This is a genomic window from Bacillus sp. JK74 (assembly GCF_053663395.1).
The window spans coordinates 32,501-59,369 of record NZ_JBSJQB010000001.1; the positions used below are offsets into that span (position 1 = coordinate 32,501).

Below are 26,869 nucleotides of genomic sequence, written 5' to 3' on the forward strand. Positions count from 1 at the left end.
TTCAGCCTCGGGACTGAAGTTTTTCACCATATATATACGCGGGCCTCATAAGGCTTTAAGAGGAAGGATGTCACATGGCGGTGCGCTTCTGTTTCCGCGTTTGCAAGCACGAGAGAAGCGGAGTCAAGCGGATAACCGGGATGCCTGTATAAAGCGGGGGTTCGGGACAGATTTGTGATGATCAGGGCGGTTTTTGTTCCGTTTTTTCTTAGATAGGCATAAATCTGCCGGTCATTCGGAAGCAGCAATTCATATGTGCCGCTGATCAATACGCCGTGTTCTTTTCTGAGGGCGAGCAGCCGTTTGTAGAAATGGTATACGGATGTTTCATCCTGCAATTGTGATGCAGCGTTCAGCCATGTGTGATTCGGATTCACTCCGAGCCACGGAGAAACATCAGAAAACCCGCCGTTCGCCTCACCGCTCCATTGCATCGGTGTCCGTGAATTATCCCGGCCCTTCTTCCAAATGATCTTCATCACTTGTTCATGCGGAACGCCGCGGGACGTCTCTTTTTCATACATATATTTAATTGCGGCGTCATCATAATCTTCAATGGATGGGAACGAAACATTGGTCATTCCGAGCTCCTGCCCCTGGTAAATAAACGGCGTGCCTTTCATCAGCATATACATCGCGGCGAGTGCCTTGGCGCTTTCTGTCAAAAACCGTTCGTCACCCCATACCGAAACGGAACGGGGCTGATCATGGTTCTCCATAAATAACGCATTCCAGCCCTTTCCTTCAAGGCTGTTCTGCCAGTCGGACAAGACGCGCTTAAGCGCCGGAATGGAGATGCTTTGATCATCTTCCGTATCCCAGAGGCCGAGATGTTCAAATTGAAAAATCATTTGAAAGACGCCGTTTTCTTCACCGGCCCAATCAGTTGCCTCCCAAGCCGCCACTCCGTTCGCCTCGCCGACCGTCATGATCGGATAGCGCGAAAATGTTTCCCGCTTCAGCTCTTTTAATAGATCCATTATGCCTTCTCCGTTCATATGATACGGGAAAGACGGGACGTACGGGAGACCGTCCGGGTTCGGCATGTCAGGGAGCCCTTCTTTTTTCTTAATGTGAGAAATGGCATCCACCCGGAAGCCGTCTATGCCTTTATCAAGCCACCAGCGAACCATCTCATAAACGGACTGCCTCATCGCTTCGTTTTCCCAATTTAAATCAGGCTGTTTTTTGTCAAACAGGTGCAGGTAATACTGGCCGGTCTCTTGATCATATTCCCACGCTGATCCGCCGAAAATGCTTTCCCAATTATTCGGCTCTTTGCCGTTTTTTCCGTCTCTCCAGATGTACCAGTCCCGTTTTTCGGAATCTTTCGCTGAGCGTGATTCGATAAACCAAGGGTGCTCATCGCTTGTATGGTTGATGACGAGGTCTATAATCAGCTTCATGCCGAGCGCATGGACATCCGCAAGGAGCCGGTCAAAATCCTCCATCGTCCCGAATTCGCCGGCAATTTGTTTATAATTCCGAATATCGTAGCCGTTGTCCGCGCCCGGCGAGTCAAAAACGGGACAAAGCCAGATCACATCCGCCCCCAACTCTTTTATGTAATGAAGCTTTGCTCTTATGCCGTTCATGTCGCCGATTCCGTCCCCGTTCGAATCCATAAAGCTTCGGGGATAAATTTGATAGACGGCCGCCGTTTTCCACCAATCTGTTTTCATATCGACACTCCTTTCTTTACAGCATATGAAGGAGCGGGACGAAGAAGCATTTTTTCCATAAAAAAAGCCTCATTGCAAAAGCAGGAGGCTCAGAAATCAGTTTTTTTAATTTCAACGAAGCGGATATGATGGTCTTCCGCTTCAAGCACCTTAAATTCACACCCTTCGGCATGAAACACATCACCATTTTTCAGCTCCATTTTTTGTGTTAAGAGCCAGCCGGCAATCGTGTCAATGTCTTCATTTTCGATGGCGATATCAAGAAGATCATTCACCTCTTCTATGAGCGCCTTGCCGTCCATCACATAATGGTGTTCGCCTTTTTTGACGATGTGGGGCATTTCATCCTGGTCATATTCATCACGGATTTCCCCGACGATTTCCTCCAATATGTCTTCGACGGTCACAAGTCCCGCCGTGCCGCCGTATTCGTCAACGAGAATCGCCATATGAATCCGCTCCTTCTGCATGCGGATCAAAAGCTCCTGAACGGGGATGCTTTCAATGACTCTGATGACCGGACGCATAATTTCTTTTAATTCAATGGAGCGGCCGAGAAAATACGCTTTAAATAAATCCTTATTGTTAATAATGCCGAGAATGTGATCTTTGTCTTCCTTAATAACCGGATATCGCGTATACCGTTCGTTGATGATCAAATGTATGGCTTCATCAACTGACTGTTCAAGCGAGATGGCGGCGATTTCGGTGCGCGGCACCATGATTTCTCTGGCGACCCGATTATCGAATTCAAATATTTTATTGACGTAACGGAATTCAGATTGATTGATTTGACCTTTTTTATAGCTTTCGGACAAAATCAGCCGCAATTCTTCTTCACTGACCACGACCTCATGTTCTTTTACCGAATGAAAACCGAACAGCTTGACCAAAAATCCGGCTGAGCCGTTTAACAGCTTAATAAACGGGTACATCACTTTATAAAACAGAATGAGCGGTTTCGCCGTCCACAGACTGACGGCTTCGGCTTTTTGAATGGATATCGTTTTCGGCGCAAGCTCTCCGATGACGACGTGCAGATACGTGACGGCGATAAACGCCGCAATAAACGTGACGACGTGCGTAATAGATGACGGCATTCCGATCAGGCTGAAAACAGGATGAAGAAGCCGCTGAATCGTCGGTTCACCGAGCCAGCCGAGTCCGAGCGCCGTAATCGTAATGCCGAGCTGGCACGCTGATAAATATTCATCGAGATTTGAAATCACCCTGTGCGCCGCGAGCGCCCGGCTGTCTCCGGTTTCAACCAGCTCCGCGATTTTTGAACCGCGGATTTTGACAATCGCAAATTCCGCAGCGACAAAGATAGCCGTTAATCCGATTAACAGCATAATGAGAATCAGTTTTAATATAAGCAAAAAAACCCCTACCGCAAACGGTAAGGGGCCACCTCCTTCGTGTTAATTCTCATCACGACCATTTAAGAAAATCATCACAAAACGAAGCAGCTCGAATAATGAAACGAGCGCCGCAGCCACATACGTCAGCGCGGCGGCGTTCAGCACTTTATTCACGCCGTGTTCTTCACTGTTGCGAATGAATCCTTCCGACACGATAATCCGCTTCGCCCTCGCGCTGGCATTAAACTCGACAGGCAGTGTGACAAGCTGGAAAAAAACAGCGGCCGAAAACAAAATAATGCCGAGTCCGATTAAGTTCAAGCTGCCCAGGAGCATCCCGCCCAAGAAAAGCAGAGGGGCAACCCCGGAGGCAAAATTGACGACCGGAAAAATTTTGTGCCTCAGCACAAGCGCGCCGTATGATTCCTGATGCTGCAAAGCATGTCCGACTTCATGGGAAGCGACGGAAATGGCGGAAATGGAGCGGCCGTAATATACCGGCTCAGATAAACGCACCACCCGCTCCGTCGGGTCGTAATGGTCTGTTAAAGTGCCTCTTACCGGTTCTACCGGCACATCATATAAACCGTTAATATCAAGAATCCGTCTTGCCGTTTCCGCCCCCGTCCGCTGACTGGAGGCTTCCACGTCTGAGTATTTCTGAAAATTGCTTTTCACTTTAAATTGTGCCCAAAACGACAAACCCAATGCAGCAATTGTTAAAAAGATAAACAGCATATTATCCTCTTCCTTTTTCTCTTATATCGTACGATCTGCTTATATATTATTTTAATGATTGCCCGCTTTCCTGTACAGAAATCCGCTTCTTTTTTCTGACAGGAATCAATCCTCCGAGCATGATGAGGATACACCCGGCCACACCGATGTAAAACGGAAACGTGCCTGCGGTCTCTTTTGCAAAAACAAGCCATGAAAATCCGCCGGACATGTGATTGTATCCATTCAAATCGAAAATAAGCAATACGGCCGCCGAAGCGAGCAGCTGCGCTCCGGCCAGCGCCGCCAGCAGTTTTTGAATGACTGTCATTTGACTCACCCTTTTTCGGTCCGCTTTCTTTATCATATGAAAAAATAAGGGTGAATATGTTTTCGGCGATTTTTGAAAGACATCAAACGAACTGGGACATACTGTATAAAAAAAGATACAGGTGTGATCGACATGAAAGTGACAAATGGCGAGAAAGAACAGCTGAGCAATGCGATAGACAGAATGAACGAAGGGCTTGACGCCTTCATCCAGCTCTATAATGAATCGGAAAACGACGAACCTCTCATTCAGTTTGAAGATGAGACGGCCGACTTAATCAGACATGCACGTGACTCATACGGCCAGGAACAGCTGGACGAAAAACTAAACACCATTATTAAGCAGATTTTATCCATCTCTCTGTCGAAAGAAGAGCCGGACGAATGAAATCAAACCGTATATTTATTTCCTGGCTGAGATGGCCGTTATATGTTCGGATCGGGCTGATCATTATCGCCTTGATTTTATTGTTCGGCCAACTCATTTACATGCTCGAACCGAAGCAGTTCACGTCTGTGTTTGAAGGGGTTTGGTGGGCGGTGATTACGGTGGCCACAGTCGGCTACGGCGATTACGTTCCGCAGACGCCGCTCGGGCAGATTGCCGGCATGGTGCTTGTATTAAGCGGAGCGAGTTTTGTGACCGCCTATTTCGCCACGCTTTCTTCAGCCGTATTCAGCAAACAGCACCGCTATGTCGAAGGGAAGGTCGCCTTTAAAGGCAAGGGGCACGTCATTCTTATCGGATGGAATGAAAAATCGCATATGCTGCTGAAAGAACTGCAGCACATCGCACCGTCAAAAACTGTCGTCCTGATTGATGATTCATTAAGGGAAGGGCCGCTTATTGAAAACGTCCATTTCATCCGCGGACATGCCGCTGATGACAGCACGCTCAATAAGGCGAATATTACGGAAGCTGATACCGTCATTCTGACAGCGGACCAGCAGAAAAATGAATCCGAAGCTGATATGCTGTCGGTATTAACGCTTCTCGCCATCAAAGGGCTGCATCCGTCCGTTTATTGTATCGTAGAAATTTTAACGGAACGGTATGTCAAAAACGCCGAGCGCGCAGGAGCCAATAAGATTCTGTGCACATCACGCCTGTCGAGCCGGGTGATGTTTGAGCATTACCGGGTCAAGCTGCAGCTTGCCAAACCGCAAACGCTGTCAGATCTGACACTGGAGAAAAAGGTGCGCATCATTCCCGTCCCCGAGGAACTGAAGGGCTCATCTTATCATGACTGTGCGCTCTATTATCTCAAACGGAGTACCACGATCATCGGCATACAAAAAGAAGAGGGGCCGATGCTGACCCCTCCCCTGTCATACCAGGTGCTCGATACTGATCTGTTTTTGGCTCTTTAATGCAGCAGGACGTCTTCCAGCTCTTTCACAAGCGAGATGCCGATATCTGTATATGAGCGGTCAATTGCCGCATCCCGCCGTTTCGGCTCGGAGAATTGGTTGAATAATGACTCAAAAACACCGCCGCCTGCTGCATCATCCGTTTCCTGCTGATAAACGTGCCTGAGCAAAAAGGGTGTGCCGATTGTAACGGCGGCCCCCCGTTCATCCAGGTGTCCCTTATTTGCTTCAACAGGGATACGGAGAAATAAATAGCCGTCCTGATCGGAAATTTTGTAATCAAAGAACCCGCGGTCATACTCCCAGCCGCCTCCGATGGTATAACCGATCGGTTTCATCACCTGTTCCAATTCGCGGAGTAAAAACGATTGCCCTTCAAGTGAAGATGGTATGCTGATCATGTGCATATGCTCCTTTTTGTCTTTAGCGTCCCCGCTCTGCGGTATCTTCATACGGCGTCCGGGAAGAACCGGGAGCGGCAGACAGACGCTGAAAAGAGGTAACGGCGCATTCAATCAGAACATACGTCACAATTGCGGAGAGAACGGCTTCCGTTGAAATATAGAAAACGGCGGCATAGAGACAGCACTTCGTGATCAGCGTATGCATCCGGCCAACCTTCAGTTTCAGCCGGACCATGTCCGTAAACAAGCCGAGAGGAAAAGCGAAAAACAGGATGGTTTGCAAGAGGGATTCAGGAGACAGTTTTAGTGCCGAATAGACGATAGCGGCGGAACAGACGGAAATGAAGACATGCTTACATAAAAGCCGCATCAATTCATCATCACACCTTTCACGGTTTAAAAAAGGCTGACCCGTCATGCTGAGGGCCAGCCCTTCTTTTTATTTTTCAAGGCGTTTTTCAAGCTCTGCTTTTTTCTCTTCAAAGCCCGGTTTGCCGAGAAGCGCGAACATATTCACCTTATAGGCTTCAACACCCGGCTGATCAAACGGGTTGACTCCGAGCAGATAACCGCTCATCGCCACCGCTTTTTCAAAGAAATAGACGAGATATCCAAATGTATATGCATTAAGCTCCGGAATATTGATAATTAAGTTAGGCACTTTTCCGTCTGTATGGGCAAGCATCGTGCCTTCAAACGCTTTTTTGTTGACGAAATCGACCGTTTTGCCGGCTAAGTAATTTAAGCCGTCGAGATCATTTTCCGCTTCTTCAATTGTCAGCTCATGCTTCGGTTTTTCAACGTTCAACACGGTTTCAAACAGATCGCGTCTGCCTTCCTGCACGTATTGACCGAGAGAGTGAAGGTCAGTTGAGAAGTTAGCGGAAGAAGGATAGATGCCTTTTTCATCTTTTCCTTCACTTTCGCCGAAGAGCTGCTTCCACCATTCCGCAAAGTATTGCAGCGCAGGCTCATAGTTGATGAGCATTTCAATGGTTCTGCCTTTATTATACAGAACGTTGCGGACGACGGCGTATTGATAAGCTGCGTTCTCTTCTAATTCCGAGCTGGAAAAGTCTTTGCTTGCATCAAGAGCGCCTTTCATCATTTCATCGATATCAGCCCCGCTTACCGCAATCGGCAGAAGGCCTACCGCAGTCAGAACGGAGAAACGTCCGCCGACATCATCAGGAATAACGAACGATTCGAAGCCTTCTTCATTAGAAAGCGTTTTTAAAGCGCCGCGCTCTTTATCAGTTGTCGCATAAATCCGCGCTTTCGCTTCTTCTTTTCCGTATTTTTCTTCAAGAAGTTTGCGGAAAATCCGGAAAGCGATTGCAGGTTCCGTCGTCGTGCCTGACTTAGAAATGACATTAATAGAGAAATCAGCGTCTTCCAAAAGGTCCATAACATCTTTCATATAAGTTGAGCTGATATTGTTGCCGATAAAGATAACTTGAGGGTTTTTGCGCTTATCTTTCGGCAGAACATTATAAAAAGAATGATTGAGCGCTTCAATCGCCGCGCGGGCGCCTAAGTATGAACCGCCGATACCCACGACGAGAAGCACGTCTGAATCTGATTTGATTTTTTCAGCGCTTTTTTTAATGCGCGCGAATTCTTCTTTATCATAGTTTTCAGGGAGGTCCACCCAGCCTAAAAAGTCGCTTCCGGCGCCTGTTTTTTCATGGATATTATGGTGTGCCGTTTTTACGAAATCACGTGCGTATGTAAGTTCATGTTCATTGAAAAAAGGTAACGCTCTTGAGTAATCAAAGCGTACATGCGTCATTTGCTTGTCCCTCCATCACGGTGAATTGTTTTCTCTTTCACTTTATATGAACTCACCCGCTAAATCAAGTCATGAAGAAGGCATGATGAATACGGGATTTGCGCTAAAGATGCGTTCATTTTTTATACAATATCCCGGATTCGAAATAGTTATATTTGTAATAATCGTGAAAGAAGTAACGAATCGAATGTTGGTGATCCAGGAACGTATCACCTTTACTTTGGAGCAGGTTGACATCCATCGCCAATACCGATGGGACGGTTCTTTTTATATAGTACTCCTCTTGAGAGGCTGCCGCGCAGGTATATTAAGGAATAAATGTCCATTTTTAAAAATAGTGTCTATATTTGGGGTATCATGTTAAGATGAAAATAATTTTAAACCGGGAGGTGATTTTATGACTAAAACCATTGGTCTTATTTGTGGAAGTTTACGAAAAAACTCGTATAATCGAGTGATTGCTCAATCATTGATTGACTTCGATAATGCGGCTCAATTTCGCTGGGTTGAAATAGACAGTCTTCCTTTTTTTAACGAAGATTTAGAAATCGCCGGAGCACCAGACTCCGTAACATCCTTTAGAGCTGATATACGAGACGTTGACGGCGTCATCATTGTAAGTCCAGAGTACAATTCAGGAATTCCGGGGGTATTAAAAAATGCATTGGACTGGGCATCGAGACCGCGGACCTCTTCTGTTTTAAACAGAAAACCGGTTGGCTTAATCGGAGCAACCCCCGGAGGGTTCGGCACCTCTTTTGGTCAAATGCAAATGAGAGAAGTACTCGAAGCTATGCAAGTCAATGTTCTGCCCTTTCAAAAAATGCTGATTTCGCAAGTCCATGAGAAAATTGATTCCGCTCAAAACATACTTACGGATGAACAAACAAAACGTTATCTTCAACGCTATTTACAACAGTTCATCCATTGGATTGATCATGCTCCGGTTCCCGTTCCGGATTAATTGAAGGATCATCACCCTCACGAAAAGTCACCTCAGAAATAACTTTCTATCTATACAGCATATGAATAGATTTACCGTTTTCCATTGACCAACTGACTTGCCTTAATTCAAGGAGGATGATAAAATGTCTGATCTTTATTCCCGTCTTTCAAAAGATGATGCTGCCGTGCTTTTAGTTGACCATCAAACGGGCCTTATTTCCGGGCTCGTGCGTGACTATGGCGTTGATGAATTTAAAAACAATGTATTGGCTCTCGGTGATACGGCTAAATTCTTTGATTTACCGGTTATTTTAACAACCAGCTTTGAAAATGGACCCAACGGACCGCTCATGCAAGAACTCGCTGATCTCTTTCCTGATGCGCCAAAAATAGCCCGTCCCGGACAAATTAACGCATGGGACAATGAAGACTTTGTTAAAGCCATTGAAGCGACCGGCAAAAAACAGCTGATTATCGCGGGGGTGGTAACAGACGTCTGCGTTGCTTTTCCTGCGCTTTCTGCCATTAAAGCAGGCTACGAAGTGTTTGTTGTGACAGATGCTTCGGGGACGTTTAATAAGCAAGTAGCAGATGCTTCATTAACCCGTATGGCTCATGGCGGCGCGCAGCTTATGAACTGGTTTAGCGCAGCATGCGAGTTACAGCGTGATTGGCGCAACGACGTTGAAGGTTTTGGCGCATTAATCTCCAGTCATCTTCCCGGTTATCAAAACTTAATGGGAAGCTATATAGGGGCGCAGCGGGACCTTAGTACACAAAATGCATAAAAAGGAGCGCTGATTGAATCAGCGCCCCTTTTTTAAATTCGCGGCTCTTCATCTTCATGATTTAGATTGCGTGTAAACAGATGACAGGCAATCGCAAAGTTAATTGGTCCTTTTCTGCTAAATGTACAGAAACAGGGAGTCAAATCCGCATCATGTGATACGAAACGATTTCCATAGTTGTCTCATGGCAAAGGGTGTTTCACTTGCTCCTAATGAACTAATAGAAAATCCGGAAAGAGGGACTCCCAAAACGGTTACATCTGCAGCATGAAAACCACTCCGGCCTGGAATGTGATCCTACAGTGACGCCTTTAAGATGGCAAGTACGTCATCTTTGTTCAGTTTTTGGAAATTGCCGAATCCGCCGTATTCCATTTCTTTTGCGGCGATGTCTGCGATCAGCTCAAGCTTGTCTTCGCCGATGTCATAATCCGCAAGGCGGGACGGTGCGCCGAGGCTTGTCCAGAACGCGGACAATTTATCGATTCCTTCAAGCGCAATTTCTTTATCCGTTTTGCCTTCAGTATCAATGTCAAACATATTAAGCATGAGGTTTTTAAAACGGTCTACATTTGTATCAAGCGTGTATCTCATCCAGTTCGGGAACAGAATCGCAAGTCCTCCCGCGTGAGGGATGTCATAAACCGCTGATACGGCGTGCTCCATCGTATGGGAAGCCCAATCGCCGAAATAGCCCATTTGCAGCGTGCCGTTTAATGCGATCGTACCCGCGTATAAAATCGTTTCGCGGTGCTTATAGTTCTCAAGGTCTTCCAAAAGTTTCGGCGCTGTTTCAATTACCGTCTGAAGGACCGCAAAACACATTCTGTCCTGAAGCGGCGTGTTTTCAACATTGTGGAAGTATTGTTCAAATACGTGGCTCATCATATCCACCATGCCGTATACGGTTTGGTTTTCCGGAACGCTGAAAGTATTCTCAGGATCTAAAATGGAGAAACGCGGATGAGTGACATTGCTGCCCCATACGAATTTTTCGTTTGTTTCCCAATTTGTGATAACGGAATCAGGGTTCATTTCAGAGCCTGTCGCCGCAAGCGTCAGCACCGTGCCGAACGGGAGCGCGTCCTGCGCCGTTACTTTTTTGCTGTAAATGTCCCATGCGTCGCCGTCATATTTCGCACCGGCCGCAATCGCTTTTGTACAGTCGATGACACTTCCGCCGCCGACTGCGAGAAGGAAATCAATCTCATGCTGTCTGCACAGCTCAATTCCTTTATTTACCGTTTCCAGACGCGGATTCGGTTCAACGCCCGCAAGCTCATGAACGGTTGCGCCTTCTTCTTTTAAGATGCCTGTTACTTGGTCATACAGGCCGTTTCGCTTAATGCTGCCGCCTCCGTAAACAAGCAGCACGTTTTTCCCGTATTGCTTCAGCTCTTTTTTCAATTGGTCGATTTGACCTTTTCCGAAAATCAGTTTCGTCGGATTGTAGTACGTAAAGTTCTCCATTTATCATGACCTCCAAAAAAATCGTAAGGGAATTACTATAACACAGAAAAAAAGGAGCTGCCAATCCGGCCGCCCCTTTATGTTATTACAATGATGCTTTCAGTATCGCAAGCACATCTTCTTTCTGCAGTGACTTGAACTGTCCGAATGCTCCGTTTGCCATCGCTTTATCTGCAATCGTATCCAGCTTCTCATCAGAAATATCATAATCAGCGAGTCTGTTCGGAGCGCCGAGACTCGTCCAGAAATCAGACAGCCTGCTGATTCCTTCAAGTGCGATCTCTTCATCTGATTTGCCTGTCTCGTCAATATCGAAAACACGGACGGCAAGCTGTTTAAAGCGGGCCGGATTTTCTTTGAGCACATGTCTCATCCAGTTCGGGAACAGAATCGCTAAACCTCCGGCGTGCGGTATATCGTAAACCGCTGATACCGCATGCTCGATGTTGTGTGTGGCCCAATCCCCTCTTGCGCCCATTGACAGCATTCCGTTTAATGCGATCGTGCCTGTATATAAAATCGTCTCACGAAGCTCGTAGTTCTCCAGATCATTGATCAGCTTCGGCGCTGTTTCAATCACCGTGCGCAGAAGCGATTCACACATCCGGTCCTGATACGGCGTGTTTGACGTGTGGTGGAAATATTGTTCAAACACATGGCTCATCATATCGACCATGCCGTAAATGGTGTGGTCTTTCGGAACGGTAAAGGTGTTTACCGGATCGAGAATAGAGAATTTAGGGTAAACGAGCGGGCTCCCCCATCCATATTTCTCTTGTGTCTCCCAGTTTGTGATGACTGATCCGGAGTTCATCTCTGAACCGGTCGCCGCAAGTGTCAGCACTGTTCCGAACGGCAGCGCTTCTTTCGGCTGGTGTTTTTTCGTGACGATATCCCACGCGTCGCCGTCATATTTAGCGCCCGCCGCGATGGCTTTCGTGCAGTCAATGACACTTCCGCCGCCGACGGCCAATAAGAAATCGATGCTGTTTTCTTTACAGAGCGCAACACCCTTGTTCACCGTTGAGACACGCGGATTCGGCTCTACGCCTGCCAATTCATGCACGGTAACTCCTGCTTTTTTCAGCAGTTTGGTTACTTGATCATAAAGACCGCTGCGCTTAATGCTGCCGCCTCCGTATACGAGCAGTACGTTCTTTCCGTACGGCTTGATTTCTTCAGGAAGTTTTTCGACCTCTCCCTTTCCGAAAATCAATTTGGTCGGATTCCAATATGTAAAGTTTTGCATGACATCTCCTCCTTTGGATTTATATTATGCAGAAAGTTGACGTTCAATGTAAAGCAATCCGCTTTTTTGACGGCACATCACACGGTTTACAGACAGCGGCTTCCCGGGAAAGGCACTTGTACAGCTTGAGACAGTGTGTGATTTACACGGCAGAGAAAGTATGCATAGATTCTTTGCTTTGTCACAATCTATAACTGTTTCACGAATTCATAGAGGAGGTTGTTTACATGAGTGTTATTCAGCGTATCTGTCTCGTATTAACGATTATCGGCGCTATTAACTGGGGACTGATCGGATTTTTCCAATTTGATTTAGTAGCAGCCATCTTCGGCGGCCAAGGATCAGCTCTGTCGCGGATTATTTACGGTCTTGTTGGCATCGCCGGTCTGATCAATCTCGGCCTGCTGTTTAAGCCGAACGAAGAAACATCCCGCGAGGAAGCGGCAAATCCGGAAGTCAGATAAACATAAAAAAAGCACCGAACATACATATCCGGTGCTTTTTTTGATGGTTATTTTTTGATAAGGTCTTTGCGGTTGGACTGTTCGATCCACTCTTCAAGCTTATCTTTCAATGTGTTGAAACCTTGCGGAGCAGATGTTTCTTCAGAAACTTGTGCCGCTTTCGGTTTTCTTGGTTTGCTTTCTTTTCTTTCAGGCGCCGCTTGAGTCGCACGGATAGAAAGGCTGATTTTGCCTTTTTCTTCGTCAACTGCAAGTACTTTTACTTGTACTTCGTCACCGATTGAAAGGTGTTCGTTAATGTCTTTTACGAAACCGTGAGTGACTTCAGAAATGTGAACAAGTCCTTGAGTTTCTTCATCTAATGCAACAAACGCACCATACGCTTGTAATCCTGTTACTTTACCAGTGTAAACACTGCCCACTTCAAATTTTGCTGCCATTCATAACAACTCCTAAGTTAAATTAAATACAGATTATACGCAATTTAAAATTATATCATACAAGTTTGTTTTTCGCAAAGAGAACTTTTTTACATCATCATGTTTAAGCACAGATAAAGGGGGTATACTATGATTACGAAGGCTTTCTAGTATTCCCCCCTTTTATTTGGATGCGAACCGGGTTCGTATCTTTTTTTATGCCCTTTTTTCAACAAACCGTTTGATTCTGACGAGCGCTTCCTGAATCTGCTCAATGGATGTCGCATAGGAACATCTGATGTAGCCTTCGCCGCTCGGGCCGAATACATTCCCCGGAACGACGGCTACTTTTTCTTCAATGAGCAGCTGTTCCGCGAATTCTTCTGAACTCATGCCGGTCGACTGAATGGAAGGAAAGGCGTAAAACGCTCCGCCGGGGTGGTGGCAGCCGAGTCCGATTTCGTTCAATGTTTCCACAATCAGGTTTCGGCGTCTCCGATAGCTTTTTTTCATTCTTTCGACGTCTTCCTGACCGTTTTTCAGCCCTTCAAGCGCCGCGTACTGAGCCATGGAAGGCGCGCACATCATCGCGTGCTGATGAATTTTGAGCATGGCATCCCTGATCACGGGAGGCGCCGCCGTAAATCCGAGTCTCCACCCCGTCATGGCAAATGCTTTGGAGAAACCTGAAATCAAAATCGTCCGCTCCTTCATGCCGCGGATGGCCCCCATGCTCGTGAAAGGCTCATCATATGTCAGTTCGGCATAAATTTCATCGGCAAGCACGATCAAGTCGTGTTTTTCAGCGAAAGCAGCGATGGATTCAAGCTCTTCTTTCGAATAGACGGAACCAGTCGGATTTGACGGCGAGCATAGAAGCAGCGCTTTTGTTTTGTCCGTCAGGGCCGCTTCAAAATCGGCTGATGATGCTTTGAAACCTTTTGCAGCTACAGTCTGAATCGGCACCGGCTTCGCCCCCGTCAGCGTCACGAGTGATTCATATGCGACAAAACACGGTTCGGGAATTAACATTTCCTCTCCGGGATTCATAATGGCGCGGACAGCGAGATCAAGCGCCTGGCTTGCCCCTACCGTAACGATCAGTTCACTGTCAGGCGAATAACTCAGGCCGAACCGCTGATCTAAATAGCGGCTGATTTCTTCTCTCAGTTCATAAAGACCCGCATTTGCCGTATAAGCCGTATAACCCTGTTCTAAAGAAAGAATACTCGCTTCCCTCACGTTCCAGGCCGTCACAAAGTCAGGCTCTCCCACTCCCAATGAAATGACGCCTTCCATCGTAGCAGCCAGATCAAAGAATTTGCGGATGCCTGACGGTTTAATCTGCTGCACGTAGTCAGATAAATAAGAAGTCTTCGTTTCCATTTACGGAGACACCACGATTCTTTTGTCATCGTCTCCGCTTTCAAAGACTTTGCCGTCATGCTTATATTTTTTCAGGATAAAGTGCGTTGTCGTGGAAACGACGGACTCAAGGGTGGACAATTTTTCAGACACGAAGCTTGCCACGTCTGACATCGTGTTGCCGCGGATGACGACAGATAAGTCATACACCCCTGACATCAGGTACACTGATTCAACTTCCTGGAATCTGTATATCCGTTCAGCGACTTCATCAAAGCCGACATTTCGTTTCGGAGTGACTTTTACGTCAATCATCGCCGTGACGCCTTCCAGCCCGTCGACTTTGCGCCAGTCGATCATCGCCGCATAATCAATGATGACTTTTTCCTTTTCAAGCTTTTCAATGATGCTTTTGACTTCTTCGGCGGGAATGTTCGCCATTTTCGCGATCGTTTCCGCATCAACGCGGCTGTTTTCGTCTAAAATTTCTAATATTTCTGTTTCTTTTTCCGTCAGCTTCATACATTTCACACCTTTGCATTATCAAAAATCTTCATGACATTATATCACGATTTTCGACAAATGCTAAGAAAAACCCGAAAGAAACCAGAGCTAAAATCTGACAATCAAAAAAGCCTTTACATTACAACAAAGAAAGGACGGCGAAGGCTCTCATGGAAGCTGTTTCACCGATTAAACGGGCCGCGATAGACGGAGTTGAGCTGTATTACGAGCATTATGAAAATCCCGGCAGACAGACACTCGTCTGCGTACACGGTTTTTTATCTTCGGCATTCAGCTTCAGAAAACTGATCCCGCTGCTCAGAAACCATTATGATATTATCGCCGTTGACCTGCCTCCTTTCGGGCAATCGGAAAAGTCACGGACTTTCGTATATACTTACGCAAACCTCGCCAAGCTTCTGATCGGACTTCTGGAAAATCTCGGTATCAGCCGGGCCGCACTCATCGGCCATTCGATGGGCGGCCAGATTTCCTTATCCGCGTCTCTTCTCAGACCCGAGCTTTTTTCAAAAATCGTCCTGCTGTGCAGCTCGGGGTATTTAAAGCGCTCGCACCCGTCGATTATATTCGGGACGCACCTCCCTTGTTTTGACCTGTATCTTAAGTATTGGCTTTCAAAAGACGGTGTGCTGAAAAACCTGTTAAATGTCGTTCACGACCGGACGCTTATCGATCAGGAAATGATTGACGGTTACGAAAAACCATTTACAGACCGCCAGATTTTCAAAGCGATGACAAGGTTCATCAGACACAGGGAGGGCGATTTAGAGCCCGAGGATTTGAAGAAAGTGCAAAACCCCGCTCTTTTAATATGGGGAGAAGAAGACCGGGTCGTTCCGGTCTCAGTCGGAAAACGGCTTCATGACGACCTGCCGGATTCCATTCTGTATTCACTCAAGGATACGGGACACCTCGTACCCGAAGAGCGCCCGGAGTTTGTTTCAGAGCGGATTTTTGAATTTATTCAATAAAAAAACCGGCGGAACCGCCGGTTTTTAAGGGGTGCAGGAGCTGCTTTCTTTTATGAACAAAAGCTGCTCGGCGGCCTTTTGGCAGCCTTCGATCGGAAGCTTTTGCTCAAATGAAGCTTCAAAGATATCCTGAATGGCTGCTGCCAGCTTGTCGGCACGGTCTTCACTGTAGACGGCCTGAACGATGTCGACGGCTTCTGTCTCATAAAAATCTTCTCCATATTTAAACGGGTCCCACTTGGCAATGATTTTCATCATTTCCATGACCGCTTGGCTTTCTTCCATTTTTCATCACCGCTTATAATAAAGTTTGCAAATCTATTTTATCATAGATACGCTGTGCAAAATAATGATACTACAGGAGTGACATACATGAACTTTGATCTTCGAGAAAACCGTCTTGGCACACAATCGGTGAAATGGGACAAGGCGGAAGCGTTATTCGGCGTATCGGATGCACTTCCGATGTGGGTTGCCGATATGGATTTCCGCGCTCCCGAAGCGGTCACTGACGCCTTAAAAGCCCGCCTTGACCACGGCATATTCGGTTATACGTCTCCTGACGAAAACACAAGAGAAGCTGTCGCTTCATGGCTTGAGACACGGCACGGCTACCGGCCCGATCCCGCAAGCATCACGTTCAGTCCCGGAGTTGTCACGGCAATCAGCATGGCAGTACAAGCCTTTACCGAACCGGGCGATCCGGTGTTGATTCAATCACCGGTGTATACGCCTTTTTATCAGATGATCAAGGAAAACAAACGGCAGGTTTTACATAACCCATTACGGGAAGAAAACGGCGTCTACTGCATGGATTTTGAGGATCTTGAGAAAAAGCTGAACGATTCTGAGGTCAAGCTGATGATTCTTTGTAATCCCCACAATCCGTCCGGCAGAGCGTGGAGCCGGGATGAGCTTATGAAGCTCGGATCGCTGTGCGCCGCCCATAACGTCACCGTCGTTTCTGACGAGATACATTCCGACTTGATGCTGTACGGAAAGCCGCATACGCCTTTTGCTTCTCTGTCTGAGGAGTTTGCGCGGATTTCCGTTACTTGTGTCGCGCCGAGCAAGACGTTTAATATTGCCGGCATTCAGGCATCCGCCATTATCATTCCCGATCGTTATAAGCGGGCGAAATTCTCCGCCACATTGCATCAGAACGGGATTTCCAGCCTCAACACATTTGCGGTTGCAGCAATCGAAGCGGCTTATACAAAGGGAGGCCCTTGGCTTGACGCGCTGATTCCTTACATTGAAGGGAATATGAAATTGGCTGAGGACTTTTTAAGAAAAGAATTGCCGAAAGTCCGCATGATGAAACCTGACGCTTCCTATTTGATCTGGATGGATTTCAGCGGATACGGATTTTCGGATGCCGAGCTCAAAGAAAGAATGCTCAAAAAAGGGAAAATCATATTAGAGCCGGGAACGAAATACGGACCGGGCGGCGAAGGATTTATGAGACTTAATGTCGGCTGTTCAGCCGCAACCGTAAAAGAAGGGCTTGAGAGAATGAAAGCAGCGCTCGCTTAGCAGCGGAAAGAACGCCTTTATCAGACGAGATAAGGGCGTTCGCTTTAGAGAAATATATACTTTTTTTGCCGGTAAAGATGTTATAATAGATTCATATTTACATAGGAAAGGATTTCGCATAAATGGAGATTGTAAAGGATTACCTGCTTCACTTCTCTTTTATTTTATTCCCTATTTTTCTTTATCAAGTCTTCTGGCTCAGCAAGCCCGATTTGCTTGTACCGAGAGCGAACCGCCTGCTGGTCGCCGTATTTGCAGCGTCATCTTCATTATTATGTACGGCTTTTCCCATCCAGGAGCTTCATTCCGTCCGTTACGGTTTGCAGCTGATTCCCATTATCGTCTGCCTGCTTTATTCCGGTACCGCAGCAGGACTTGCCGCAGGGGCGGCATCCGTTTTTTTTCAGCTCATATGGTTTGAACCTTCCGCTCTTTTTTTCTTATCCTTAATTCCTTTTTTAATCATCATCCCTATCCAGCTCCAAACGAAATGGCCTTTTTTCTCAAAGCGGAAGAAACTGCTTTTCGCTCTTCTCATCGGCTGCACTGAAACCGCCTTATTAACCGCATCTGTCTTCATCTATTCCGCGACCAATATTTTCAATTTTCAAAATCTATCTTCCGTTTATTATGAGGCGGCAGTATCCGTTTTTTTTCAAGTCAGCGCCCTTTTGCTGTGCATTTATTTGATTGAGATCATCGATGAGAATGCGTCCATGCGGGCAAGGCTGATTCACTCAGAAAAAATGGCCGTCGTCAGCGAGCTTGCGGCAAGCGTCGCCCATGAAGTCCGCAATCCGCTTACGGTCGTCAGAGGTTTTGTGCAGCTGCTGTTCAGCGGCGAGCAGCTTCAGGACAAATCCCACTCCGGATATCAGAAACTTGTGCTGTCCGAACTCGACCGGGCTCAGACGATCATTACGAATTATCTCGATATGGCGAAGCAGGATGACTATGAAAAAGAAAAGTTTGATATTTCTCTGCTCGTAAAGGAAACAGGTTCCTTAATGGAGTCTTATGCCAATTTTAAATCGGTGACCGTGACTGTTCAAAGCGAGCCTGATTTATATGTGTTCGGCGATGTAAAAAAACTGAAACAGGCCTTCATTAACCTGATTAAAAACAGTATTGAAGCCGTGCCCTCTGAAAACGGCCGAATCGAGGTCTCCGTCCAAAAACAGGAAGAGATGATTCTCATTCAGATTACGGATAACGGAATCGGCATGTCCGATGAAGAACTGCAGAAACTCGGCAAACCGTATTATACGCTGAAAACGAACGGCACCGGGCTCGGGCTTACCGTGACATTCTCGATTATTCAGCATCATGAAGGCTCCGTCTATTTCACCAGCGGCGAGTACTCGGGCACAACGGCTTCAGTCAGGCTTCCGGCAGCTGTTCACTAGCCAATCGCGTTGATCTTTTATAGAATAACTAGAGAGAGGTGAACGCTATGAATTCGTTTGAAATCGGCACAATCGTAAAAGGGTTTTATAAAACAGGAGCATACATAGGGGAAGTGACAGACGTCAGGCCCAATCACTATTTAGTGAAAATTAAAGCCGTTCTGACGCATCCCGCTCAAGGAGATCTTCATCATCCGAAGCAGGCGGATGTTCCGTTCTTTCATGAAAGAAGAGCGCTTGCATTCGGGGAACAGACAAACATACCGCATCAGATGGTCAAACCGTTTGATGGCGAAGTTCCTGATTATACGGCTTCCTTACAAGCGGCGTCTGCCCGGCTGAAAGATCAGCTTACAGCGGACGGCTCAGAATGGGCGGAACGTTCGCTCGCCAACTTGGCCGCGTTAGAGCGTGACTATTTTAAAAGAACTTGACCCAGTCGGCATGATTGGGTTTTTTTATGTGGCCCGGCGAAACAGTTCAGTCAGATCGACGCGATCACCGATCGTCGGAGGTTTCGGTTTTTCAAGATATTGTTTATCCCGCTCGACAAGCTTGAATAATTTGTATGTCGTCCGCGCATCATCCAGCGCTTTGTGATGCGTGCCCGTTCCTTTATCGCCATACTCTTCCGCCGCTTTCCAAAGGCCGGTCAATGTTCTGTCGCCGAAGAAGTTTTTGTATTCAAGGGACAGATCCCGAAGTTCTCCTTTGAACGGAAAAGGGATGTGGTTAAACATGCAATTTTGCTTTAACACTTTCATATCCATATTGCCCCAGGTGACGATCGTGCAGTTTTTATCAGGATCAAGCTCATTTAATTTGCGGATGAATTCATTAAACGTGATTCCGCCGTCCACGTCTTTTTGGGTGATGTTCAGAAAGGTTTTGCATCGTTTCGTCAGCTTTGGAAATTTTTTCGGTTTGATATAACTCGAAAACGTTTCAGTCACTTCATCATTCACCGTCTTGACAATCCCCGCTTCAATAATCTCAGGAAAGAAATTTTGCGGGCTGTATTTTCCGTCAGGCATCGTAAATTCAAAATCAATAATGAGCAGACTGCGCTGATCCACTTTTTTACACCTGCCTTTCCTCCGATCAAAAATGATATTTTATGATAGTATATCAGTTTCCCCTCTGAAACTTTCTTCATTTTCTAAAAATAATGAATTCTCCTATATCCGCATCGAAAATACAAATACCGGATTCATTCCTATATACTAATGATTAGACACACGAAAATTAAAGAAGGTGATGTTATTTCTGTCCGTAAGAAGAACTTCGTCGTCATTTGGATTACAAATTTCTTTATTTCCGCCAGCATGACCATGATTGTTCCGTTTCTTTCGTTATATATCGAAACGATCAGCCCCCATTCGGGCGGGTATGTGCAGAGATGGAGCGGGTATGTGTTCGGCGTCACGTTTTTAATGGCGTTTGTGATTTCCCCGTTTTGGGGCAGATTCGGCGATAAGCGCGGCTACAAAAAAATTCTCTTGATCACAGGCACCGGCATTGCCGTCAGCATTTTATTGATGGGGTTTGTGACATCGGTTTATCAGCTGTTTGTCCTGCGGCTGCTTATGGGCCTTGTAACAGGCTTTGTTCCGACATCGCTTGCCATGATTTCGGCGCAGACGCCGAAAGAGACTGCCGGGAAAACGCTCGGCACACTGCAGATGGGTCAGGTGTCAGGCACTTTATTCGGACCGATGCTGGGCGGGCTGCTCGCTGACAGCTTCGGGTTTACGTACACATTTTTTATTACGTCTTTTGTTATTTTCGTATCCGTGCTTCTCGTTTTATTTCAGGTGAATGAGCAGCCGCTCGGCGAGAAACAAAACAAGCGGAAAACCTATTCCAGAAAACAGGTGCTCTCCTATATTTTTCACCAGCCCGCGCTTTGGGCGATGATGGTGCTTACCATGATCGTGCAGACCGGCAATTTCAGCATCCAGCCGCTGCTCGCTTTATATGTCAATGAGCTGCACGGACCTGTTAATTTAGCCTTTTTCTCCGGAATGGCGTTTTCAGCGACCGGACTCGGAAGCTTATTGCTTGCCCGGAAATGGGGGGACTTCGGCGACCGCTTCGGCCACAGCCGGATCTTAATCGTGCTTTTGATTGCCTCAGCGGTGTTTTTTATTCCGCAGGCGCTCGCCTCCTCCCTCTCCATTCTGTTAGTCTTCAGATTTCTGTTCGGCATGGTCATGGGCGGCACGCTCCCCTGCATTACGGCCGCGATCCGCGTCAGGGCGCCGGGCAGCATCCAGGGAGAGGTGCTCGGCTATAACGTCAGCTTTCGTTTTCTCGGAAACGTGCTCGGCCCTCTGCTCGGAGGTGCGGTCTCAAGCGGTTTTTCTATTTCGGCTGCTTTCTACGTCACCGCCTTTCTCTTTTTAATAGGCGCGGGGCTTTTATGGATGGCGGGACATCTGCAAAAGGATACAGCGTCAAACGCGGGCTGACCGGCAGCGATCACGATTTCTTCTAAATTTAACCTTCTCGTATTCTTAAAAGAATGATACGATATGGCTAGAAATCAGGAGAAAAGAGAGTGACCATGGTACGTAAAATAATCGGATGGATTTTGCTGCTCGGCATTATCCCGTTGTGTGCATTTACAGTTATTGCTTCCGGCAAAGAGGTAAAACAAATCAAGCCTTTTGATCAGGTGCTCGATAAACATATTGACTTAAAAGCGATCAACCTGGTTCAAAACAGTTACATGTATGACAGGGACGGAAGCCTTGTTTCTGAGATTGTCAGCGATCATGAGAACCGCGTGATCGTGCCCTTTAATAAAATACCGAATGAGGTAAAACAGCTGTTTTTAACCTCTGAAGACCGCCATTTTTATGAGCATAAAGGGTTTGACTTTATGGGGATGGTCAGGGCGGCCGCCTCCAATTTCAAAGATCATAAAATTGACCAGGGCGCCAGCACCATCACCCAGCAGCTGGCAAGGAATGTGTATTTAAGCCATGAACGCACCTTCAGCCGAAAACTGACGGAGCTGGCCTATTCCTATCAGCTTGAGAAAAAATACAGCAAAGATGAGATTTTAGAAGGCTACTTAAATACGATTTATTTTAATAACGGTGTATACGGTGTCGGTTCGGCGGCACAATTTTATTTCAGCAAGCCGCTGAAATCTCTCACTTTGGGAGAGATGGCCTTTATCTGCGCCATCCCTAATAACCCTACATTATATGATCCTCTCAAGCATTTTGATTATACGAAAAAACGACAAGTCAGATTGCTTAACGGATTGAAAAAAGCAGGCGTTATATCCGGGAAACAGCTGAAAAAAGCCGAAAAGGAAAAGATCAAGCTTGATATAAACGAAAAAACAAATAAATATCCTGACTATGTTTCCTATGTAAATGATGAATTCACACAGCTTGTTTCCTCATCCGAAGGCTATGACAAACGTCTTGAAAAAGCTTCCGGAAAGGCGAAACAAAAAATACAGAGTGAGCTTTCCGACAGAGTCAGCACATTGTTAAAAGACGGCGTGAAGATTTATACGGCGCTGAATCCGTATATGCAAAACCAGGTCGTCGCCCAAGTGAATCAAAATCTGCCGTATGCAGGCGTCCAGGGCGGAGCGGCCGTGATTAATCATCAGACACATCAGATTATCGCGCTTTCAGGCGGGAAAGATTATCATAAATATGATTTCAACCGCGCCTATCAAGCATACAGACAGCCCGGTTCATCCATTAAGCCGCTGCTTGATTACGGACCTTACATTGAAAAGACCGGCGCAACGCCACACAGCAAGATTGACGCAAGCAAATTCTGCAGTGCGGATTACTGCCCGCAGAACTATAATAACCGCACGTACGGCACGGTTACGCTGGAAACGGCGTTTAAATACTCGTACAACACACCGGCCATCAGAATCATGGACCGCGTCGGCGTTAATAAGGCGTTCAGCTACCTTGAACCGTTTCATTTCGCGAAGCTGGTCAGCGCGGATTACCGTCTGCCTGCGGCGCTGGGCGGTTTTACAAACGGCATGACGCCGCTTGAAATGACCAATGCGTACACCACGTTCGGCAACAACGGCGTTTATACGCCGAGTCACGCGATTACAAAAGTGACTGATTTAAAAGGAAAAACGATATTAAAATGGAAAGATGAGCCGGCGCAGGTATTCAGCGTGCGGACCAACATGCAGATCAAAGAAATGATGAAAGCCGTCGTCAAAAGCGGAACAGGAAAGAAAGCGAACTTTAAAGCTCCGTACGTCGGCGGAAAATCAGGAACGTCAAATGACTATCACGATATGTGGTTTGTCGGCCTGACGGATGCTTATACGATGGGGGTATGGGTCGGCAAGGATACACCGTCAAGCGTCGAATACCTTCATGACGCAAGCCCTCAGCTTTCGATCTGGAAAAACACGCTGCAGGCAGCTTATTAAAGATAACGGAGGGGATCCGCTTTGAAACCAGCTCAGCTTCCGGACCGCGTGCTTTTGTTTGACGGCGTCTGCAACTTATGCAGCGGCGCCGTTCAATTCATCATTAAACGCGATCCGGCCGGCAAAATCTCATTTGCATCATTGCAATCAGATACCGCCCGGGAGCTTTTGGCATCAGAAGGACTTCCGACAGAACAATTTGACAGCATGATTTTCATCGAAAACGGGCGGATATACAAAAAATCCGCAGCCGTGTTAAAGGTTTCGCGTCATCTCCGCGGAGCCTGGCGGCTGTCAGCGGTTTTTTTCGCAGTGCCCCGCCCCCTCAGGGACAGAGCCTATTCTTTCATCGCCCGGCGCCGTTACAAATGGTTCGGAAAAAGGGAAGCATGCATGCTCCCCTCCCCTGAGATCAAAAACAGATTTCTGTCTTAACAAAAATGGCTAGCTTACACAGGTAAGCTAGCCATTATGCTATTATAAAGCTTGATAAAGATGTACAAAATACCGATAACAAAAGTAAACCAAAACAGAATCTCAAGCAATATAAAACCGATCAGCGAAACGATCGAGAGTGTCGAATAGATTCTGTACACCATGAAAATCAAATAAACGAGCGTAACAACGGCAAATAACGCCGCAATCCAAAAACCATTCTGCACGAGCGCAAAGGAAAGAATTCCTCCGCCTACATAAATTAAAGAGCCTAATCTGATTTTTTTCAGATTGTCCCCTTCAGGGTCATTTGTGAAAAACAAAAGAGACAGCTCTGTCACTGTGTTTGCAATCAGCTTCAAAGCCGAAAAAAGCATAAAATACACAAGGGCGAACGCTGCAAAAAGCGCCAGTCTGATCCCTTTCTCAGAGAAATAATCCAGCATCCCCTGATACATGCCGAGCGTCTGAAGTATCTTCATGACATAAAGCGAGGTAGAAATGGATAATGACGAACTAAAAAGCAGAATCGCAACGAGCGGAAAATAACCCGTCCAATAAGTATTTTTCATATAAAAAGTCCCTTTCTGTAATCTACCTCACTTATTATGGAGGACTTAAAACACATTGACAAGATAAAAAATTCCATTTTTCCTCACTTTTACGAAATAAGGGCCTGATCTTCACAAACAGGCTTTTTCGGAGTAAAGTAGAACGCGGGAATGATAAACGTAAGGAAGGCTGTTATGAAAAAAACATTAAAATTGCAAACCCGATTAACGATATTCGTCTGTATTGTCGTCCTTATCGCACTTTGTATCACCTTTTTCACGATCAGCGTCCAGACCGCAGACCGCGTGAAAGAAGAAGAACGGACAACCGCGCTGCGCACCGCAAAGCTGGTCGCGGAAACACCGAGTGTCGCGCAGGCATTGCAAACAAGAAAAGGGCTGAAAGAGCTCCGGAATTATACACTGGATGTCCAGCATACGACAGGAACCGAATTTGTCGTGGTGATGGATATGAACAGCATCCGCCTCACCCATCCCGACGCAAATAAAATCGGGAAGAAATTCACCGGCGGAGACGAACAGCCGGCAATGCACGGCCATATCAAAACGAGCACATCAGCGGGCACTCTCGGAAAATCCATGAGAGCCTTCGTACCGATCTATGGAAAAGATAAAAAACAAGTGGGCGTCGTTTCGGTCGGAATTTCGCTTAACAAAATACAGGATGTCGTCAGCCACAGTTTGAGACCGCTTTATTTCATCATCTGCGTAAGTATTTTTGTCGGCGTCATCGGAGCCGTGATTGTCGCCCGCACCGTCAAAAACATTATGTACGGTCTTGAGCCTTATGAAATCGCCACCCTCCTGGAAGAGCGGAGCGCCATGCTCGAATCAACGAAGGAAGGCATCCTGGCGGTTGACGCGCGGGGAAAAATAAAGCTCGCCAATGCGGAAGCGAAACGGCTTTTTATTAAAATGGGTATTCCGACTAATCCGGTCGATCAAGATGTGAACGATATTCTCCCGAAAAGCCGGCTGAAACAGGTGATTGAAACGAAAAAACCGCTTCAGGACAGGGATATCCGCATTAACGGACTTGAGCTGGTCTTTAATGAAGTTCCGATTCATCTGAAAGGACAAACCGTCGGAGCGATCGCCACGTTCAGGGACAAAACGGAGGTCAAACATTTAGCAGAACAGCTGTCCGGTGTTAAAATGTATGCAAACGCATTAAGAGCCCAGTCTCATGAATTCATGAATAAGCTTCATGTCATTTTAGGGCTTGTCCAGTTAAAAGAATACGATGATCTCGGCACTTACATTAAAGACATTGCCATTCAGCAGAAGACGGAAACAAGCGAGATTATAAGTGATGTCAAAAGTCCGGTTCTCGCAGGGTTTCTTCTGGGAAAACAAAGCTACATACGCGAGCAGGGCGCTGATCTGGACATTCAGCTCGGCAGCCTGATTCCGAATGCGGCGGATCCGGCCGTCATCCATGAGCTCATTACGATTATCGGAAACCTGTTAAACAACGCGCTCGACGCAGTGGCGCAGATGCCGAAAAAAAACATTACGTGCTCGATGCGGTTTCAGGATCGCCAGCTTGATATAGAGATTACGGATACGGGAGCCGGAATGTCTGCGGCAGACCAAGCCCGTATTTTTGAACAAGGTTATTCCACAAAAGGGACAAACCGGGGGTTCGGCCTCTATTTCACCCAGCAGGCAACAGAAAATTTAAAAGGCCATATGATTGTGACAAGTGAAAAGAATGAAGGAACGACTTTCAGTCTTCGCATTCCGTATGAACCGAAGGAGGAAAATGATGATTAATGTACTCATAGTTGAAGACGACCCCATGGTGGGTGAATTAAATAAACGCTATCTCAGCCAGATTGAAGGATTTCAGCTGAAAGGGATCGCATCATCCTTTCAAAGCGCGCTGCACGTGCTGAGCGAGCATCATATCGATCTCATCCTTCTTGACATTTACATGCCGGGAAAAAACGGGCTTGAGCTTTTAACGGAAATCCGCAAGCAGAATGAATCGGTTGATGTCATCGTCATTTCGGCCGCAAGCGAGCTGGACGTCATTAAAAAAACGCTTCGGTACGGCGCCGTCGATTATTTAATCAAACCATTTGAATTTGACCGCTTTCAAACCGCTCTTTCCGACTACAGACGCAAGCAGAAAGTTTATCAATCACACAGAAGCATGACACAGAAAGAATTGGATGCCGAGCTTTTTCAAAAGAAAGAAGCGGCGGAAAAGGTTCACCTTCCGAAGGGATTGACAAAGAGCACGCTTAAACTCATCTGGGCGAGCATTGAGTCTTTCGGCGACGGCTCTTTTACCACGGAAGATCTCGCCAAGCATACTGAAATCTCGCAAGTCTCCATCCGGAAATACCTTAAATTTCTGGAAGACATACAAGTGCTGAATGTAGAGATGGCGTACGGCACGATCGGCAGACCCGTCTTTCAATATCATATCAACACCGGCAATGTCAGCAGCATCAAACAATATTTATAATGTCAAAAAGCGCCGTTTCGCTGTGAACGGTGCTTTTTTACTGTCATATCCCGTGACAAAAGGCTTGAGATTCCTTTTTGATATGCTATATAAGGATAATGACCCGGCTGATCCTCCTCTGTTTTAACCAGATGAGGAAGCCGATTCATAAAATTG

The 26,869-nt window shown here is 46.5% G+C and carries 29 protein-coding genes; 14 read left to right on the forward strand and 15 right to left on the reverse strand.

Translation table 11 applies throughout. The features are described from left to right. Positions 1 to 23 precede the first annotated feature (23 nt). The 4 genes from ACWJJ5_RS00160 to ACWJJ5_RS00175 all read right to left on the reverse strand — a co-directional run bounded on the left by ACWJJ5_RS00160 (position 24) and on the right by ACWJJ5_RS00175 (position 4,091). A complete protein-coding gene (locus tag ACWJJ5_RS00160; RefSeq protein ID WP_454022097.1) occupies positions 24 to 1,682 on the reverse strand; it encodes a glycoside hydrolase family 13 protein in 1,659 nt (552 codons plus the stop codon). Between the two features lie 89 nt (positions 1,683 to 1,771). After that, on the reverse strand, positions 1,772 to 3,061 hold the full coding sequence (locus ACWJJ5_RS00165) for a hemolysin family protein (RefSeq protein WP_007408640.1): 1,290 nt from the start codon (positions 3,059 to 3,061) through the stop codon (positions 1,772 to 1,774). Positions 3,062 to 3,103: 42 nt separating this feature from the next. Next, positions 3,104 to 3,781 carry a zinc metallopeptidase gene (locus tag ACWJJ5_RS00170; RefSeq protein ID WP_003152125.1) on the reverse strand — a complete coding sequence of 226 codons (678 nt, stop codon included), beginning with the start codon at positions 3,779 to 3,781 and terminating at the stop codon, positions 3,104 to 3,106. Positions 3,782 to 3,827: 46 nt separating this feature from the next. Then, positions 3,828 to 4,091 carry a hypothetical protein gene (locus tag ACWJJ5_RS00175; RefSeq protein WP_454022098.1) on the reverse strand — a complete coding sequence of 88 codons (264 nt, stop codon included), beginning with the start codon at positions 4,089 to 4,091 and terminating at the stop codon, positions 3,828 to 3,830. A 132-nt stretch (positions 4,092 to 4,223) separates the two neighbouring features. On the opposite strand from ACWJJ5_RS00175, the gene ACWJJ5_RS00180 reads away from it, so the two are divergent. Together ACWJJ5_RS00180 and ACWJJ5_RS00185 are read left to right on the forward strand one after the other, a co-directional pair. Continuing rightward, positions 4,224 to 4,478 (forward strand): protein mistic, encoded by a 255-nt coding sequence (locus tag ACWJJ5_RS00180; protein WP_003152123.1) that lies wholly within the window; start codon positions 4,224 to 4,226, stop codon positions 4,476 to 4,478. Continuing rightward, the gene (locus ACWJJ5_RS00185) at positions 4,475 to 5,461 is read left to right on the forward strand and encodes a potassium channel family protein (protein ID WP_003152122.1); all 987 of its coding nucleotides are present in this window, start codon (positions 4,475 to 4,477) and stop codon (positions 5,459 to 5,461) included. Before ACWJJ5_RS00180 ends, ACWJJ5_RS00185 begins: the two co-directional genes overlap by 4 nt. Here ACWJJ5_RS00185 and ACWJJ5_RS00190 read toward each other — a convergent pair. Genes ACWJJ5_RS00190 through ACWJJ5_RS00200 form a run of 3 tightly spaced genes read right to left on the reverse strand, consistent with a single transcriptional unit; the run spans position 5,458 to position 7,657 of the window. After that, positions 5,458 to 5,862, reverse strand: coding sequence for a YugN-like family protein (locus ACWJJ5_RS00190; protein WP_003152121.1), 405 nt, complete (start codon positions 5,860 to 5,862; stop codon positions 5,458 to 5,460). The two genes, ACWJJ5_RS00185 and ACWJJ5_RS00190, sit on opposite strands and share 4 nt — an antisense overlap. Before the next feature lie 22 nt (positions 5,863 to 5,884). Further along, positions 5,885 to 6,283, reverse strand: coding sequence for a transporter (locus tag ACWJJ5_RS00195; RefSeq protein ID WP_070082274.1), 399 nt, complete (start codon positions 6,281 to 6,283; stop codon positions 5,885 to 5,887). A 21-nt stretch (positions 6,284 to 6,304) separates the two neighbouring features. After that, entirely contained in the window at positions 6,305 to 7,657 is a 1,353-nt protein-coding gene (locus tag ACWJJ5_RS00200) for a glucose-6-phosphate isomerase (protein WP_454022099.1), read from the reverse strand. Positions 7,658 to 8,054: 397 nt separating this feature from the next. Between ACWJJ5_RS00200 and ACWJJ5_RS00205 the strand changes: the two genes are divergently transcribed. After that, positions 8,055 to 8,621: an NADPH-dependent FMN reductase gene (locus ACWJJ5_RS00205; RefSeq protein WP_003152115.1), complete on the forward strand. Its 567-nt coding sequence runs from the start codon at positions 8,055 to 8,057 to the stop codon at positions 8,619 to 8,621. A 124-nt stretch (positions 8,622 to 8,745) separates the two neighbouring features. Further along, entirely contained in the window at positions 8,746 to 9,390 is a 645-nt protein-coding gene (ycaC, locus tag ACWJJ5_RS00210; protein WP_070082276.1) for an isochorismate family cysteine hydrolase YcaC, read from the forward strand. 297 nt (positions 9,391 to 9,687) lie between these two features. On the opposite strand, the gene ACWJJ5_RS00215 is transcribed toward ycaC, so the two are convergent. Continuing rightward, positions 9,688 to 10,860, reverse strand: a complete 1,173-nt coding sequence (locus ACWJJ5_RS00215) for an iron-containing alcohol dehydrogenase (protein ID WP_003152109.1) — start codon at positions 10,858 to 10,860, stop codon at positions 9,688 to 9,690. An 85-nt stretch (positions 10,861 to 10,945) separates the two neighbouring features. Then, positions 10,946 to 12,109, reverse strand: a complete 1,164-nt coding sequence (locus tag ACWJJ5_RS00220) for an iron-containing alcohol dehydrogenase (RefSeq protein ID WP_003152105.1) — start codon at positions 12,107 to 12,109, stop codon at positions 10,946 to 10,948. A 227-nt stretch (positions 12,110 to 12,336) separates the two neighbouring features. On the opposite strand from ACWJJ5_RS00220, the gene ACWJJ5_RS00225 reads away from it, so the two are divergent. After that, positions 12,337 to 12,573, forward strand: a complete 237-nt coding sequence (locus ACWJJ5_RS00225; RefSeq protein WP_003152104.1) for a DUF378 domain-containing protein — start codon at positions 12,337 to 12,339, stop codon at positions 12,571 to 12,573. A 47-nt stretch (positions 12,574 to 12,620) separates the two neighbouring features. On the opposite strand, the gene yugI is transcribed toward ACWJJ5_RS00225, so the two are convergent. The 3 genes from yugI to ACWJJ5_RS00240 all read right to left on the reverse strand — a co-directional run bounded on the left by yugI (position 12,621) and on the right by ACWJJ5_RS00240 (position 14,879). Beyond that, complete coding sequence (gene yugI / locus ACWJJ5_RS00230; RefSeq protein ID WP_003152102.1) at positions 12,621 to 13,013, reverse strand: S1 domain-containing post-transcriptional regulator GSP13; 393 nt, start codon at positions 13,011 to 13,013, stop codon at positions 12,621 to 12,623. A gap of 195 nt (positions 13,014 to 13,208) precedes the next feature. Beyond that, positions 13,209 to 14,378, reverse strand: coding sequence for an aminotransferase (locus tag ACWJJ5_RS00235; protein WP_102422031.1), 1,170 nt, complete (start codon positions 14,376 to 14,378; stop codon positions 13,209 to 13,211). Further along, the gene (locus tag ACWJJ5_RS00240; protein WP_003152098.1) at positions 14,379 to 14,879 is read right to left on the reverse strand and encodes an Lrp/AsnC family transcriptional regulator; all 501 of its coding nucleotides are present in this window, start codon (positions 14,877 to 14,879) and stop codon (positions 14,379 to 14,381) included. Between the two features lie 152 nt (positions 14,880 to 15,031). On the opposite strand from ACWJJ5_RS00240, the gene ACWJJ5_RS00245 reads away from it, so the two are divergent. Then, on the forward strand, positions 15,032 to 15,853 hold the full coding sequence (locus tag ACWJJ5_RS00245; RefSeq protein ID WP_454022100.1) for an alpha/beta fold hydrolase: 822 nt from the start codon (positions 15,032 to 15,034) through the stop codon (positions 15,851 to 15,853). A gap of 24 nt (positions 15,854 to 15,877) precedes the next feature. Here the strand turns inward: ACWJJ5_RS00245 and ACWJJ5_RS00250 are convergent, their stop codons facing one another. Beyond that, positions 15,878 to 16,138 (reverse strand): DUF1871 family protein, encoded by a 261-nt coding sequence (locus ACWJJ5_RS00250; RefSeq protein ID WP_003152094.1) that lies wholly within the window; start codon positions 16,136 to 16,138, stop codon positions 15,878 to 15,880. Positions 16,139 to 16,225: 87 nt separating this feature from the next. On the opposite strand from ACWJJ5_RS00250, the gene ACWJJ5_RS00255 reads away from it, so the two are divergent. The 3 genes from ACWJJ5_RS00255 (at position 16,226) to ACWJJ5_RS00265 (ending at position 19,229) form a co-directional block, all read left to right on the forward strand. Beyond that, the gene (locus tag ACWJJ5_RS00255) at positions 16,226 to 17,389 is read left to right on the forward strand and encodes a MalY/PatB family protein (RefSeq protein WP_454022101.1); all 1,164 of its coding nucleotides are present in this window, start codon (positions 16,226 to 16,228) and stop codon (positions 17,387 to 17,389) included. A 122-nt stretch (positions 17,390 to 17,511) separates the two neighbouring features. After that, positions 17,512 to 18,795, forward strand: a complete 1,284-nt coding sequence (locus ACWJJ5_RS00260) for a sensor histidine kinase (protein WP_077722759.1) — start codon at positions 17,512 to 17,514, stop codon at positions 18,793 to 18,795. A gap of 47 nt (positions 18,796 to 18,842) precedes the next feature. Next, positions 18,843 to 19,229 (forward strand): kinase-associated lipoprotein B, encoded by a 387-nt coding sequence (locus ACWJJ5_RS00265; protein ID WP_003152087.1) that lies wholly within the window; start codon positions 18,843 to 18,845, stop codon positions 19,227 to 19,229. A gap of 24 nt (positions 19,230 to 19,253) precedes the next feature. Here the strand turns inward: ACWJJ5_RS00265 and kapD are convergent, their stop codons facing one another. Further along, positions 19,254 to 19,871, reverse strand: a complete 618-nt coding sequence (gene kapD / locus ACWJJ5_RS00270) for a 3'-5' exonuclease KapD (protein ID WP_003152084.1) — start codon at positions 19,869 to 19,871, stop codon at positions 19,254 to 19,256. A 150-nt stretch (positions 19,872 to 20,021) separates the two neighbouring features. Between kapD and ACWJJ5_RS00275 the strand changes: the two genes are divergently transcribed. The 3 genes from ACWJJ5_RS00275 to ACWJJ5_RS00285 all read left to right on the forward strand — a co-directional run bounded on the left by ACWJJ5_RS00275 (position 20,022) and on the right by ACWJJ5_RS00285 (position 23,665). Continuing rightward, positions 20,022 to 21,266: a multidrug efflux MFS transporter gene (locus tag ACWJJ5_RS00275; RefSeq protein ID WP_032862488.1), complete on the forward strand. Its 1,245-nt coding sequence runs from the start codon at positions 20,022 to 20,024 to the stop codon at positions 21,264 to 21,266. Positions 21,267 to 21,355: 89 nt separating this feature from the next. Beyond that, entirely contained in the window at positions 21,356 to 23,230 is a 1,875-nt protein-coding gene (locus ACWJJ5_RS00280; protein WP_014305709.1) for a transglycosylase domain-containing protein, read from the forward strand. Between the two features lie 21 nt (positions 23,231 to 23,251). Continuing rightward, positions 23,252 to 23,665, forward strand: coding sequence for a thiol-disulfide oxidoreductase DCC family protein (locus ACWJJ5_RS00285; RefSeq protein ID WP_014305710.1), 414 nt, complete (start codon positions 23,252 to 23,254; stop codon positions 23,663 to 23,665). A gap of 14 nt (positions 23,666 to 23,679) precedes the next feature. On the opposite strand, the gene ACWJJ5_RS00290 is transcribed toward ACWJJ5_RS00285, so the two are convergent. After that, on the reverse strand, positions 23,680 to 24,237 hold the full coding sequence (locus tag ACWJJ5_RS00290; RefSeq protein WP_007408662.1) for a YufK family protein: 558 nt from the start codon (positions 24,235 to 24,237) through the stop codon (positions 23,680 to 23,682). Positions 24,238 to 24,411: 174 nt separating this feature from the next. Here ACWJJ5_RS00290 and malK point away from each other — a divergent pair, with 174 nt between their 5' ends. Then, on the forward strand, positions 24,412 to 26,013 hold the full coding sequence (gene malK / locus ACWJJ5_RS00295; protein ID WP_003152078.1) for a malate sensor histidine kinase MalK: 1,602 nt from the start codon (positions 24,412 to 24,414) through the stop codon (positions 26,011 to 26,013). Continuing rightward, positions 26,006 to 26,713: a response regulator gene (locus ACWJJ5_RS00300; protein ID WP_003152077.1), complete on the forward strand. Its 708-nt coding sequence runs from the start codon at positions 26,006 to 26,008 to the stop codon at positions 26,711 to 26,713. The genes malK and ACWJJ5_RS00300 overlap by 8 nt, the downstream gene beginning before the upstream one ends. Positions 26,714 to 26,869: the final 156 nt, after the last annotated feature.

Coding starts and splice junctions, on each gene's coding strand:
- ACWJJ5_RS00180 (WP_003152123.1), top strand. CDS start 4,224: ATGAAAGTGACAAATGGCGAGAAAGAACAGCTGAGCAATGCGATAGAC.
- ACWJJ5_RS00250 (WP_003152094.1), bottom strand. CDS start 16,138: ATGGAAGAAAGCCAAGCGGTCATGGAAATGATGAAAATCATTGCCAAG.
- ACWJJ5_RS00175 (WP_454022098.1), bottom strand. CDS start 4,091: ATGACAGTCATTCAAAAACTGCTGGCGGCGCTGGCCGGAGCGCAGCTG.
- ACWJJ5_RS00205 (WP_003152115.1), top strand. CDS start 8,055: ATGACTAAAACCATTGGTCTTATTTGTGGAAGTTTACGAAAAAACTCG.
- ACWJJ5_RS00200 (WP_454022099.1), bottom strand. CDS start 7,657: ATGACGCATGTACGCTTTGATTACTCAAGAGCGTTACCTTTTTTCAAT.
- ACWJJ5_RS00195 (WP_070082274.1), bottom strand. CDS start 6,283: ATGACGGGTCAGCCTTTTTTAAACCGTGAAAGGTGTGATGATGAATTG.
- ACWJJ5_RS00185 (WP_003152122.1), top strand. CDS start 4,475: ATGAAATCAAACCGTATATTTATTTCCTGGCTGAGATGGCCGTTATAT.
- ACWJJ5_RS00255 (WP_454022101.1), top strand. CDS start 16,226: ATGAACTTTGATCTTCGAGAAAACCGTCTTGGCACACAATCGGTGAAA.
- ACWJJ5_RS00215 (WP_003152109.1), bottom strand. CDS start 10,860: ATGGAGAACTTTACGTACTACAATCCGACGAAACTGATTTTCGGAAAA.
- ACWJJ5_RS00240 (WP_003152098.1), bottom strand. CDS start 14,879: ATGAAGCTGACGGAAAAAGAAACAGAAATATTAGAAATTTTAGACGAA.
- ACWJJ5_RS00170 (WP_003152125.1), bottom strand. CDS start 3,781: ATGCTGTTTATCTTTTTAACAATTGCTGCATTGGGTTTGTCGTTTTGG.
- ACWJJ5_RS00235 (WP_102422031.1), bottom strand. CDS start 14,378: ATGGAAACGAAGACTTCTTATTTATCTGACTACGTGCAGCAGATTAAA.
- ACWJJ5_RS00220 (WP_003152105.1), bottom strand. CDS start 12,109: ATGCAAAACTTTACATATTGGAATCCGACCAAATTGATTTTCGGAAAG.
- ACWJJ5_RS00245 (WP_454022100.1), top strand. CDS start 15,032: ATGGAAGCTGTTTCACCGATTAAACGGGCCGCGATAGACGGAGTTGAG.
- ACWJJ5_RS00190 (WP_003152121.1), bottom strand. CDS start 5,862: ATGATCAGCATACCATCTTCACTTGAAGGGCAATCGTTTTTACTCCGC.
- yugI (WP_003152102.1), bottom strand. CDS start 13,013: ATGGCAGCAAAATTTGAAGTGGGCAGTGTTTACACTGGTAAAGTAACA.
- ACWJJ5_RS00300 (WP_003152077.1), top strand. CDS start 26,006: ATGATTAATGTACTCATAGTTGAAGACGACCCCATGGTGGGTGAATTA.
- ACWJJ5_RS00290 (WP_007408662.1), bottom strand. CDS start 24,237: ATGAAAAATACTTATTGGACGGGTTATTTTCCGCTCGTTGCGATTCTG.
- ACWJJ5_RS00160 (WP_454022097.1), bottom strand. CDS start 1,682: ATGAAAACAGATTGGTGGAAAACGGCGGCCGTCTATCAAATTTATCCC.
- ACWJJ5_RS00225 (WP_003152104.1), top strand. CDS start 12,337: ATGAGTGTTATTCAGCGTATCTGTCTCGTATTAACGATTATCGGCGCT.
- ACWJJ5_RS00265 (WP_003152087.1), top strand. CDS start 18,843: ATGAATTCGTTTGAAATCGGCACAATCGTAAAAGGGTTTTATAAAACA.
- ACWJJ5_RS00275 (WP_032862488.1), top strand. CDS start 20,022: ATGATTAGACACACGAAAATTAAAGAAGGTGATGTTATTTCTGTCCGT.
- malK (WP_003152078.1), top strand. CDS start 24,412: ATGAAAAAAACATTAAAATTGCAAACCCGATTAACGATATTCGTCTGT.
- ACWJJ5_RS00260 (WP_077722759.1), top strand. CDS start 17,512: ATGGAGATTGTAAAGGATTACCTGCTTCACTTCTCTTTTATTTTATTC.
- ycaC (WP_070082276.1), top strand. CDS start 8,746: ATGTCTGATCTTTATTCCCGTCTTTCAAAAGATGATGCTGCCGTGCTT.